The sequence below is a fragment of the Cellulosimicrobium marinum genome (assembly GCF_020551945.1).
GTDB classification, from domain to species: domain Bacteria; phylum Actinomycetota; class Actinomycetes; order Actinomycetales; family Cellulomonadaceae; genus Cellulosimicrobium; species Cellulosimicrobium marinum.
Window position 1 is genome coordinate 275,359 of the sequence record NZ_JAJBZH010000003.1, and the last position, 10,937, is coordinate 286,295.

Consider the following 10,937-nt stretch of genomic DNA (forward strand, 5'->3'; position numbering starts at 1 on the left):
TGGTCTCAGTCCCGGCCGAACGCCGCGCGCAGCGCGTCCTTCGCGCGCTCGAGGACCTCCACCTGCTCCTGCGGGAGGTTCTTCCCGGCACGGTTGAGGTAGAACGTCAGCATGGACATCGCCGACCGGTACGGCGTGCCCTTGCGGCGGTCGCTGCGCTCCGCGGACCTCTTCAACGACGCCGCGATCCGAGCGGGGTCGTCCCAGGTGAAGACGTCGTCCTCGAGGTCGAGAGCGTCGGAGTGCTCCGTGACGTCCTGCGATCACCGCTTCCCGGTCGCGTCGTGCTCCTTCGTCGCCATCCTCCGACGCTAGGCGCGCTCCGCGCCGCCCGCACCCGCCGAACATGGCCGTGCTCGCTGCCGAGCACGAGGTTGCTGTCGTTCTGGACGCCAAAACGACAGCAACCTCGTGCTCGGCGGGGGCGGTGTCAGTCGCGCAGGGCGAGGCGACGCGCGAGCACCGCGCAGACCACGAGCTGGAGCTGGTGGAAGACGATCACCGGCACCGCGACGACACCCGCGACGGCGACGGGGAACAGCACGCTCGCCATCGGCAGACCTGTCGCGAGGGACTTCTTCGACCCGCACATGAGCAGCGCCACCCGGTCCTCGACGGGCAGGCGCAGCGCCGCGCCGCCCCACCACGTCAGCGCGAGCATGACGGCGAGCAGCAGCGCGCTCACGCCCAGCAGCGCGACGATCGCCCATCCCGACACGCTCGACCACACGCCCGCCGACGTCGCGGCCGCGACGGCCCCGAACACGACGACGAGGATCGTGCCGCGGTCGACGCCGAGCGTGAGCCACCGTCGGGCCCGGACCCAGCTCCCGACCCAGGGCTGCAGGAGCTGCCCGACGACGAACGGCAGCAGGAGCTGGAGCAGCACGGTCCGCAGGCCGCCGAGCCCGCCGGTCGCGCCGCCCGGCTCGCCCGCTCCCCCCGCGACGTCGCTCAGGAGCCACAGCACGAGCAGCGGCGTGATCACCATGCCGAGCACGTTCGACACGGTCGCGCCGCAGATCGCGCCGGCGACGTTGCCGCGCGCGACGGACGTGAACGCCACCGACGACTGCACGGTGGACGGCAGGAGCGCCAGGAACAGGACCCCGACGGCGAGGTCGTCGCCGACCACGGGCGCGACCGCCCACGCGGTGAGGATGCCGAGGAGCGGGAACACGACGTAGGTCGACGCGAGGATCCCGCCCTGCAGGCGCCAGTTCCGCAGTCCCGCCCACACCTCGCCCGTGGACAGGCGCATGCCGTAGACGAGGAACAGGACAGTCACGGCGACGTCGGCGACGACGTCCACGACGCGCTGCGCGTCCGCGCCGACGGGGACGACGAGACCGAGGACGAGGACGACCAGCAGCGTCACGACGAACGGGTCGACCCACCGGCTCAGCACTGCGCGCACGAGGCACGAGCCTAGCCCGCGGTCGTCGAGGCCTCGGGGCGGACGACGCCCACCGGTGGTGTGACGTCGGCGACGGGCCGGGCCGGGGACGAGTCCCGCGCTCCCGGCGATCTCCCGGCTCAGAACAGGGTGTACCCGCCGTCGACGGTGACGACCGCGCCCGTCATGAAGCTGGACGCGGCGCTCGCGAGGAACACGACGGGCGGGCCGATCTCCTCCGGCTCGGCCCAGCGGCGCATCGCGGCGGGCGCGACGCAGTCGTCGAAGTACTCGGGCCGGTCGACGGGCGACGCCTCGGTGCGCACGTACCCGGGCGCGACGGCGTTGACGCGGACGCCGTGCGGCGCCCACTCGGCGGCGAGCCCCTTCGTGAGCTGGTGCACGGCGGCCTTGGACGCGAGGTAGGCGGGCTGCCAGCGCGGCCGGTTGACGACCTGCGCGGACATGGAGCCGACGTTGACGATCGTCCCCGGCCGGCCCGCCACGACCAGCCCGCGGGCGACGGCGCGCGAGCAGTACCAGACGCCGTCGAGGTTCGTCGCGAGGGTGCGGTGCCACACGTCGTCGTCGATCTCGAGCGCCGCGCCACCGATCGAGACGCCCGCGTTGTTGACGAGCAGGTCGACCGTGCCGAGGTCGTCCGACGCCCGGGCGACCACGTCGTCCACCTGGGCACGGTCGGTGACGTCGAGCGCGTAGCCGCGCACGGTGCTGCCCGACGCCGCGAGGTCGGCCGCCGCGGCGTGCGCGGCCTCGGCGGTGGTCGCCGTGAGGGCGACCCGGGCGCCCGCCTCGGCGAGCGCCCGCGCGACGGCACGCCCGATCCCCCGGCTCCCGCCGGTGAGCAGGGCCGTGCGGCCGACGAGCGAGAACGAGTCGAGGACGGTCACGCGGGTCAGTGGACCACGCGCCCGATCAGAAGTCGAAGAGGTCCTCGAGCCACGACTCCTTTTTCTTGCGCTTGCGGTAGCGCGGGTCGTAGCCCTGGCCGTAGCGGTCGTCGCCGCGGTACCGGTCGTCCCGCCGGTCGTCGCGGTACCGGTCGTCCCGCCGGTCGTCGCGGTACCGGTCGTCGCGGTACCGGTCGTCGGGGCGACGGCCGTCGCGCCGGTCGTCGCCGTGCGGGGATCCGTAGTCGACGGGCGGGGCCGGCGGGTAGGCGGTGGGTCCCGGTGCGGCCGCCGGGGGCGGCGTGGCGGCGACCGGCCCACCGGCCTCGGCCGCGATCTCGGACTCGACGGAGCGGTCGATGATCTTGTCCAGCTCTCCCCGGTCGAGCCACACCCCGCGGCACGTCGGGCAGTAGTCGATCTCGACGCCCTTGCGCTCGGCCATGACGAGCACGGTCTGGTCGGTCGGGCACAGCATGCGGTCCTCCGGATGGTCGGCTGGTAGGGCCAACGCCTCACGCGGTCGTGCGGTTCCCGGCGGCCGGGTTCAGTCGTCGCCGGGCCAGTCGGTCCCGGCGGCTCCGGGGTCCACGTCGAGCCGCTCGCGCAGCTCCTCGACCCGGTGCACCTCCTCGTCGAGGGCGGCGAGCGCGTCCGCGACCTGTGGCAGGAACTCCGCCCCGGCGAGGAACCACTCGGCCCCCGCGAGGAAGCGGGCGGCGGACGCGTCGTCGTGCAGGAGCAGGGCGAGGTCGGCGCGCAGGACGAGCGCGCGGAACCGGACCCGCTCGGAGACGCTGCGGGCCCGCACGCCCTCCGCGGCGAAGGCCCGGTCGAGGACTCGTGCCGCTCCCGCGGGGTCGCCCGCGCCGCGCAGGATCCGCGCGTGCTCGACGGCGCGCGCGAGGTCGGGCGGCTCCTCGGTGCCGCGGCGCGGGAGGGACGGGACGACGGGCCCTGGACCCACGCGCACCTCCCCGTCGCGACAGCGGTCCGGTCGCCCGGGCGGGCCGGCCGGGCCCTCGGGGCGGCGGCTCCGAGAGCCCGTTCACCCTAACCCCGGTCCGCGGACGGGGCAGGGTGAACGGGCACGTCGGGCAAAACCGCCGAAGCGGACCGTCAGCGCTGCACGCGCGCGCTGCCCCCGGTGGCGAGCTTGCGGACCTCGGCGAGCGACGCCGTCGACGTGTCCCCGGGCGTGGTCATGGCGAGCGCGCCGTGCGCGGCGCCGTACTCGACGGCCTCCGCGATCGAGCCGAGCTCCATGAGCCCGTACGCGAGGCCCGACGCGAACGAGTCGCCGCCGCCCACCCGGTCGAGGATCTCCAGGCCGGGGCGGTGCGTCGCCTCGGCGAAGCCCTGCACGCGCGACCACGCGATCGCGCCCCAGTCGTTGACCGTCGCGGTCCTCACGCCGCGCAGCGTCGTCGCGATGACCTGGAAGTTCGGGTACTCCTCGGCGGCGCGCGCGATCATCGCCCGGAACGCCCCGGTGTCGAGGTCCGTGAGGTTCTCGTCGACGCCCTCGACCTCGAAGCCGAGCGACGCGGTGAAGTCCTCCTCGTTGCCGATCATCACGTCGACGTAGCGCGCGAGGCGGCGGTTGACCTCCTGGGCGCGCTCGACGCCCCCGATGCCCTGCCACAGCGACGGCCGGTAGTTGAGGTCGTAGGACACGATCGTGCCGTGGCGCCGCGCCGCGGCCATCGCCGCCTCCGCGACGTCGGCGCTCGACTCCGACAGCGCGGCGAAGATACCGCCCGTGTGGAACCAGCGCACGCCGCGGCCGAACAGCGCGTCCCAGTCGACGTCCTCGGGACGCAGCTGCGAGATCGCGGTGTTGCCGCGGTCGGAGACGCCGACGGCACCGCGCACGCCGAAGCCGCGCTCGGTGAAGTTCAGGCCGTTGCGCACGGTGCGGCCGATGCCGTCGTAGGCCCGCCACACGACGTGGCTCGTGTCGAGGCCACCCGTGAGCATGAGGTCCTCGACGAGACGACCCACCTCGTTGTCCGCGAGCGCCGTGACGACGGCGCCGCGCAGGCCGAAGCAGCGGCGCAGCCCGCGTGCGACGTTGTACTCGCCGCCGCCCTCCCACGCGTCGAAGCTGCGGGCGGTCTTGATGCGCCGCTCGCCCGGGTCGAGGCGGAGCATGACCTCGCCGAGCGCGACGACGTCGTAGGCGGTCTCGGCGGCGGGGCGGACCGTCAGGGGCGGGGCGGCGGTGTGCTGCTCGGTCACGGGTCAGGCTCCTTCGGTGGCGAGCGAGGCGGCCAGCTCGACGGCCTCGCGCGTGCGGCGGGTGATCTCGGCGTGGTCGCCCGCGCGCACGAGGGCGCGGTCGACCATCCAGGAGCCGCCGGCGGCGAGCACGGGCGGCAGGGCGAGGTAGTCGAGGAGGTTCGCGGCGCTCACGCCGCCGGTCGGGACGAAGCGCAGGCCGGGGAACGGGGCGGCGAAGGCCTTCACGGCGGCGGGGCCGCCGACGACGTTCGCGGGGAAGAGCTTGACGGCGCGCAGGCCGAGGTCGAGCGCAGCGATGATGTCGGACGGCGTGGCGACGCCGGGCAGGATCGGCACGCCGTGCTCCTGCGCGCGACGCACGACGTCGGCGGACAGGCCCGGCGAGACGAGGAAGCGGGCTCCGGCGCGCACGGCCTCGTCGACCTGCGCGACGGTGACGACGGTCCCGGCGCCGACGAGGACGTCGGGGACCTCGCGGGCGATCGCCTCGATCGCGGAGGCCGCGCCGGCGGTGCGGAACGTGACCTCGGCGACGGGCAGGCCGCCGTCGGACAGCGCGCGGGCGACCATGAGCCCGTCGCGGGCGTCGTCGACGACGACGACGGGCACGACGCGGGCCCGGCCGATCTGGTCCAGGACGCTGGGGTCGGCTGACATCCTCACTCCGTTTCGCTATGGTGAACGCCTGTTGTTCACTACGGAACGCACTGTAGAGGAAGGGCCCACGATGCCGGAAGTCGACGACGCCCCGCACGGTGCCGGCACGGACGTCGACACGGGCATCGCCGCCAGCCCGCTCGGTAGCGTCGACAAGGCGCTCCTCGCGCTCGAGGCCCTCGCGGCCGCGGGTCCGCCGGGCGTCGCGCTCGGCACGCTCGCCGCGGACCTCGGTCTGCACAAGGCGTCGCTGCACCGCACGCTCGCGGCGCTGCGCCACCGCGGGTACGCCGACCAGGACGCCGACACCGGCCGCTACCGGCTCGGCACCGCGGCCACCGCGCTCGCGACCGTCTACCTCGGCGAGGAGAACCTGCCCGCCCTCCTGCACCCCGTGCTCGTCGCCGTGTGCCAGGCCACCGACGAGCTCGTGCACCTCGGCGCGCTCGCCGGGACGGAGATCGTCTACCTCGACAAGGTCGAGCCGTCCCGCGCCGTCCGCGTGTGGTCGGCCGTCGGTCGCCGCCGCCCCGCCGCCACGACAGCGCTCGGGCGCGCGATGCTCGCCCACCACCACCTCGACGACGACCGCCTCGGCTGGTACGCCGCCGCCGTCCCGGACGACCGCGTCCGCACCGCCGACCTGCACGACGTGTGCCGGCGCACGCGCGAGCGCGGGTTTGCGCACGAGGACGAGGAGAACGAGGTGGGGATCAGCTGCGTCGCCGTGCCCGTGCTGCGCGCCGGGCGCCCCGTCGCCGCGATCAGCGTCACCGCGCCCGCCGACCGGCTCGGCACCCGACGCCGCGCGGAGGTCGAGGCGACGCTCGCGCGCGTCGTGCCCCCTCTGCTCCCCGACACCCTCGCCCTCCCGGACCGGGCGACCGACCCGGACCGCTGACCCGGGCCGCCGACCCGGGCCGCACGCCCGGCCCACGGACAGGGGTCAGCACAGGGGTCACGGACCGACCGCGCGCCCGCACGGCGACGCGCGCGCCCGTGTGAGAGAGTTCAAGCGCACTCCGATCGGCAGAGCACGGAAGGGCCCGGCGATGACCGTCCTCGTGGCGTACAACGACTCACCGCAGGGCGAGTCCGCCCTCCACGCGGCGATCGCCGAGGCGCAGCGGCGCGGCACCGCGCTCGCGGTCCTCGTGCTCACGCCGCAGGACCCCGAGGCGGGGATCCCGGCCGGGCTCGCCCACCAGCTCGACGCCCTCCCCGACGGGGTCGAGGCCCCCGAGGTCACCTACCGTCCCGAGCACGTGGGGCCGGCCGACGCGATCGTCGACGAGGCCGAGCGCACCCACCCCGAGCTCGTCGTGATCGGCGCGCGCAAGCGGTCGCCCGTCGGCAAGTTCCTCCTCGGCAGCACCACGCAGCGCGTCCTGCTCGACTCCCCCGCCCCGGTGCTCGTCGTCAAGGCGCGTCACTGACGCACGTCGTCACCCGGCCGAGCGCACCTCGAGCCGGTTGCGCCACGGGTCGACGAACCGGAGCACGGCCCCGTCGTCCTGGACGCCGACGCCGGCCCGCACCAGCCGCTCGCGGAGCGCGCCGACGTCGTCGGCCCCCGGCACCGTGAGCGCCACCGACCCGAGCCCGAGCGTCGACGCCCGCGGCCCGGCGCCTCGGCTGTTCCACGTGTTCACGGCCAGGTGGTGGTGGTACCCGCCCGCCGACACGAAGAGGGCACCGGGCACCGACGCGGTCTCCTCCAGGCCGAGCGCGTCCACGTAGAAGGTGCGCGCGGCCGCCACGTCGCCGACCTGCAGGTGCACGTGACCCACCACGGCGCCGCCCGGCCCCGTCGACCCGGTCCGCTCGCCCACGTCGGTGCGCGGCCCCGCGAGGAGGTCGCGCGAGGCGTCGGTGAGGTGGTCGGCGAGGAACGCGTTCGGGTCGAGGTGGACGGTGTCCATGCGCACCCCGTTCTCGTCCCAGCGCCACGTGTCGCGCGGCCGGTCGGCGTACAGCTCGACGCCGTTGCCCTCGGGGTCGGTGAAGTAGAACGCCTGGGACACGAGGTGGTCGGCGCTGCCGACGAAGGTGCTCGGCGCGGTGGTCGCGACCGCGGCGAGGGCGTGCGCGAGGCCGGGCTCGTCGTCGAACAGCACGGCGGTGTGGAACAGGCCCGCCTCGTGACGCCCGGGGGCGGGCAGGTCGGGCGTGCGGTGCAGCACGACGAGGGGTACCGCACCCCGGCCGAGCACGACCGTCTCGGCCGGGCGGGCGCCGTCGGGCAGTGCGAGCGTGTCCGGGGTGGGCAGCACGGCGAGGGTGAGGGCGTCGCGGTAGTAGCGCGTCATGAGGTCGAGGTCGCGCACGTGGAGCGTGACCGCGTCCATGCGGGTGCCCGCGGCGAGCAGGTCGTCGGCGGCGCGGGCGGGGAGGGGCGGGCGGTTCATTGAACCTTCAACCACCTGGACGCCCGGCCGTATTCCCTCGGGATCACCGCCGGCGAGATCGGCAGACCGGTCCGAGGTCGGCGGTCCCGGGGTGCCGAGCTCGCCCAGGTCCGCCGACCTCGCGTCAGGTCGACGCCGCCTGACTGCTCAGGTACCACCCGACGAGCGCCGCGACGACAGCGAGGCCGACCACCACCGCGAGCGTGATCTTCCACGCGCTGTACGGGCGACGCCCCACGACCTCGCCGGTGTTCGCGTTGACCATCACCTGCCACTGCGTCCCCGCGTACACGTACGTCGCGACCCACAGGGGCAGGAGGACGAGCTTGAACATCACCGCGGCGTACGCCGTGCTGATCGAGTGCACCCGCTGCTCGTCGCCGCCGATCGCCCCCTCTACGTCGCTGCGGATCGCCGGGGCCATGTCGGACTTCGCCCGCTCCAGGCCGTGCGGCGGGTCGACGTCGTACCGGGCCGTCGCGAAGCCCGCGAGGTACTCCGGCCGGTAGGGCTGCGCGTGCTCCAGCCGCCAGGGACCGAGCCGGCCCAGGTCCTTCTCGGCGACCTGCGTCGACGCGGGGACCAGGACGTCGTCGAACGACCGCACGGTCGTCCCCGACGTCCACGACCAGCTCACGCGCCGTTCCTGACGCTCGTTCTCGCCGTCCTTGACCGTCACCCAGTACGCGTCGCCGCGCTCCCCGGTGTACTGCGAGGTGGTGTCGGCGTCGAACGTCCAGTGGGGCACGTAGGTGCCGTGGAGCGACTCGGTGTCGCCGACCTTCTTCAGCGCTCCGGGGGCGAACCAGCGCGAGCGCACCCACCCGCGGAACGCGTCGCGCGCCTGCGCGTGCGCCAGCCCGAACGGCACGACGGCCTCCGGCTCGACGACGCCCGCGACCGGAGCCCCGGCGACGAGGTGCCCGCCGCAGAACCCGCACGCCACCGACAGGTCGGTGCCGGTGGTCGTGGCGCCGCACCCGTCGCACGCGAACACCTGCGCCGCGACCGCCGCGACGGGTGCGGCCCCGGTCGCGAGCCACGCGTCGTAGGAGTGCTCGTCGACCGCGTCGCCGGGGGCGTGCACGATCGGCACGGTCCCGCGGCACGCCACGCACTCCAGGTGCCGTGTGCCGGGCGCGAACGCGAGCTGCGAGCCGCACGCGTCGCACCGGGTGCGCACGACGGCGGGCACGCCGTCTGGCACGGGGTCAGGCAGGGCGTCGGGCAGGGGCGGCGGAGAGCCCGCCGGCTCGCTCATGCGCCCGTCCCGGCGGCCGACGGCGGGAGGGTCGGCGGGAGCGGCGGCGGGACGGCGGCGAAGAGCGTGGCGAGCGCCGCGACGTCCCCGGCGGCCGTCCAGCCCGCCATGCCCTCCTGCCACACGAGCGTGGCGCGCGTGACGCGCCCCGCCTGGATCTGCGCGCCGAGGTCGGCCGTCGAGCCGGGACCGGCCTGCGCGCCGTCGACCGCCCAGTACCACGGGGCGCCCGCACCCGGCAGGGGCGGCGGCCCCGCGGCGGGGGCCGGAGCAGCGGCGGGCGCGGGTACGGGCTGCGGTGCCGACGCGCCGCCGAGGGCCTGCGCCATCTGCTGCCCCATCGCCATGCCCATCCCGAGCCCGAGCCCCTCCCCCGCCCCGCCCGGGTTGGCGGCCGCGGTCTCGATCGCGTTCGCGGACTGGAACCTCGTGTACTGGTCGAGGTTCCCCACGACGGCCATCTGCGTGCGCTTGTCCAGCGCGGCCTCGACCTCCGGCGGGAACGACACGTTCTCCAGGACGAACCGCGGCACGGCGATGCCGTACTCCGACAGGTCCTCGGAGAGCTGGCCCGCGAGGCGCGTCGAGATCTCCCGCTGGTTCGCGGCCAGGTCGATCGCGGCGACGCCCGCCTCCGCGAACGCCGGGCCGAGCTGCCCGACGACGAGCCGCCGGAAGTAGTCGCCGATCTCCTCGGTGCGGAACTGCGGGTCGGTCCCGACGAGCCGGCGCAGGAGCGCGGCCGGGTCGACGACCTCGAGCGCGTACGTCCCGAAGGCGCGCAGCCGGACGGCGCCGAGCTCGGGGTCGCGCAGCATGACGGGGTTCTGGGTGCCCCACGTGAGGTCGGTGAGGCGGCGGGTCGTGACGAAGTAGACCTCCGCCTTGAACGGGGAGTCGAACCCGTACTTCCACCCCTGCAGCGTGGACAGCACGGGCAGGTTCTTCGTCTCCAGGGTGTACGTGCCGGGGCCGAACACGTCGGCCAGCCGCCCCTCGCTGACGAGCACCGCGGACTGCCCCTCGCGCACGACGAGCTTCGCCTGGTTCTTGATCTCGTTCCCCTGCCGCGGGAAGCGCCACACGACGGTGTCGCGGCTGTCGTCGAGGAACTCGATGATGTCGATGAGCTGGCCGCGCAGCTTGTCGAGGAAGGCCATGCCGCTCCCTTCGCGTCCCGCACGTCGCCCGACGCGCGGCGGGCCGACCCCCGGCCCTGCGCGAGCATAGCGGAACGGCATGACCAGGCGTGCGTTGCGCCAAGCGCTCGCAAAGTCCGCTGGACGGGGCACGGTCCGACGGCCCCCTCTCCCTCGCCGGGCCCGGCCCCGAGGCGGCGGTCTCCCGCGGCCTATCCTGGCGAGGTGCACGACCCCGGACGCCCCGAGCCCACCGCCGCGACCGTCGCGGTGCTGCTCGCCGCCGGCGCCGGCACGCGGCTCGGTCGGGGCCCCAAGGCCCTGCTCCCCCACCGCGGCCGCCCGCTCGTCGAGCACGTCGTGCAGGTGCTGCTCGAGGGTGGGTGCGCGACGGTCGTCGTCGTCCTCGGGGCGGGGGCCGACGCCGTGCGCGCGGACGCCGCGCTCGACCGGCCCGGGGTGCGCGTCGTCGTCAACGACGACTGGGCGACGGGCATGGCGTCGTCGCTGCGACGGGGTCTGGCGGCCGCGCAGGACGGGACGCTCGGGACCGTGGCGCGGGTCGTCGTCGCGCACGTGGACCAGCCGGGCGTGGTGCCCGACGACGTCGCGCGCCTCCTCGCCGCGCACCGCCCCGGGCGCGTGGTCGCCTCGGGGTGGGCGGGCGCCGTCGGGCAGCCCCGGTGGGGGCACCCGCTGGTGCTCGACGTGACGCTCGTGCCGGCCGCGGCCGCGAGCGCCCAGGGCGACCGGGGCGCGCGCGACCTCCTGCGGGACCGCGCGGACCTCGTGGACGTCGTGACCCACCCTGGTGACGGCCGCGACGTCGACACGGAGGGCGACCTCGACCTCCTGCACCCGCCCCCGCCACCCCCTCGTTGAGTGCGGGGGATTCGTCGTCGGCGCGGGCCGACGACGACG

General features: G+C 75.3%; 12 protein-coding genes and 1 pseudogene. 3 read left to right on the plus strand and 10 right to left on the minus strand.

All coding sequences use genetic code 11. From position 1 onward, the window contains the following. Nucleotides 1–5 precede the first annotated feature (5 nt). The 7 genes and pseudogenes from LGQ04_RS08430 to eda form a co-directional block, all read right to left on the minus strand. Nucleotides 6–251 (minus strand): annotated as a pseudogene (locus LGQ04_RS08430) (DUF3175 domain-containing protein); the annotation flags it as partial. 179 nt (nt 252–430) lie between these two features. Beyond that, nucleotides 431–1,417, minus strand: a complete 987-nt coding sequence (locus LGQ04_RS08435) for a bile acid:sodium symporter family protein (RefSeq protein WP_229243251.1) — start codon at nt 1,415–1,417, stop codon at nt 431–433. Between the two features lie 119 nt (nt 1,418–1,536). Further along, the gene (locus tag LGQ04_RS08440) at nt 1,537–2,307 is read right to left on the minus strand and encodes an SDR family NAD(P)-dependent oxidoreductase (RefSeq protein ID WP_229243252.1); all 771 of its coding nucleotides are present in this window, start codon (nt 2,305–2,307) and stop codon (nt 1,537–1,539) included. A 25-nt stretch (nt 2,308–2,332) separates the two neighbouring features. Next, nucleotides 2,333–2,785, minus strand: coding sequence for a TFIIB-type zinc ribbon-containing protein (locus tag LGQ04_RS08445; protein ID WP_229243253.1), 453 nt, complete (start codon nt 2,783–2,785; stop codon nt 2,333–2,335). Nucleotides 2,786–2,854: 69 nt separating this feature from the next. Further along, complete coding sequence (locus LGQ04_RS08450; protein ID WP_229243254.1) at nt 2,855–3,274, minus strand: DUF8817 family protein; 420 nt, start codon at nt 3,272–3,274, stop codon at nt 2,855–2,857. A gap of 152 nt (nt 3,275–3,426) precedes the next feature. Further along, nucleotides 3,427–4,548 carry a sugar kinase gene (locus LGQ04_RS08455; RefSeq protein ID WP_229243255.1) on the minus strand — a complete coding sequence of 374 codons (1,122 nt, stop codon included), beginning with the start codon at nt 4,546–4,548 and terminating at the stop codon, nt 3,427–3,429. Nucleotides 4,549–4,551: 3 nt separating this feature from the next. Beyond that, nucleotides 4,552–5,208, minus strand: coding sequence for a bifunctional 4-hydroxy-2-oxoglutarate aldolase/2-dehydro-3-deoxy-phosphogluconate aldolase (gene eda / locus LGQ04_RS08460; protein ID WP_229243256.1), 657 nt, complete (start codon nt 5,206–5,208; stop codon nt 4,552–4,554). 70 nt (nt 5,209–5,278) lie between these two features. On the opposite strand from eda, the gene LGQ04_RS08465 reads away from it, so the two are divergent. Together LGQ04_RS08465 and LGQ04_RS08470 are read left to right on the plus strand one after the other, a co-directional pair. Beyond that, nucleotides 5,279–6,109: an IclR family transcriptional regulator gene (locus tag LGQ04_RS08465; protein WP_229243257.1), complete on the plus strand. Its 831-nt coding sequence runs from the start codon at nt 5,279–5,281 to the stop codon at nt 6,107–6,109. Nucleotides 6,110–6,260: 151 nt separating this feature from the next. Further along, on the plus strand, nt 6,261–6,644 hold the full coding sequence (locus LGQ04_RS08470; RefSeq protein ID WP_229243258.1) for a universal stress protein: 384 nt from the start codon (nt 6,261–6,263) through the stop codon (nt 6,642–6,644). Between the two features lie 9 nt (nt 6,645–6,653). On the opposite strand, the gene LGQ04_RS08475 is transcribed toward LGQ04_RS08470, so the two are convergent. The 3 genes from LGQ04_RS08475 to LGQ04_RS08485 form a co-directional block, all read right to left on the minus strand. Then, nucleotides 6,654–7,616: a VOC family protein gene (locus LGQ04_RS08475; RefSeq protein WP_229243259.1), complete on the minus strand. Its 963-nt coding sequence runs from the start codon at nt 7,614–7,616 to the stop codon at nt 6,654–6,656. Nucleotides 7,617–7,740: 124 nt separating this feature from the next. Then, entirely contained in the window at nt 7,741–8,877 is a 1,137-nt protein-coding gene (locus tag LGQ04_RS08480; RefSeq protein WP_229243260.1) for a hypothetical protein, read from the minus strand. After that, nucleotides 8,874–10,037, minus strand: coding sequence for an SPFH domain-containing protein (locus LGQ04_RS08485; RefSeq protein WP_229243261.1), 1,164 nt, complete (start codon nt 10,035–10,037; stop codon nt 8,874–8,876). The genes LGQ04_RS08480 and LGQ04_RS08485 overlap by 4 nt, the downstream gene beginning before the upstream one ends. Nucleotides 10,038–10,241: 204 nt before the next feature. On the opposite strand from LGQ04_RS08485, the gene LGQ04_RS08490 reads away from it, so the two are divergent. Then, nucleotides 10,242–10,898 carry a nucleotidyltransferase family protein gene (locus tag LGQ04_RS08490; protein ID WP_229243262.1) on the plus strand — a complete coding sequence of 219 codons (657 nt, stop codon included), beginning with the start codon at nt 10,242–10,244 and terminating at the stop codon, nt 10,896–10,898. Nucleotides 10,899–10,937: the final 39 nt, after the last annotated feature.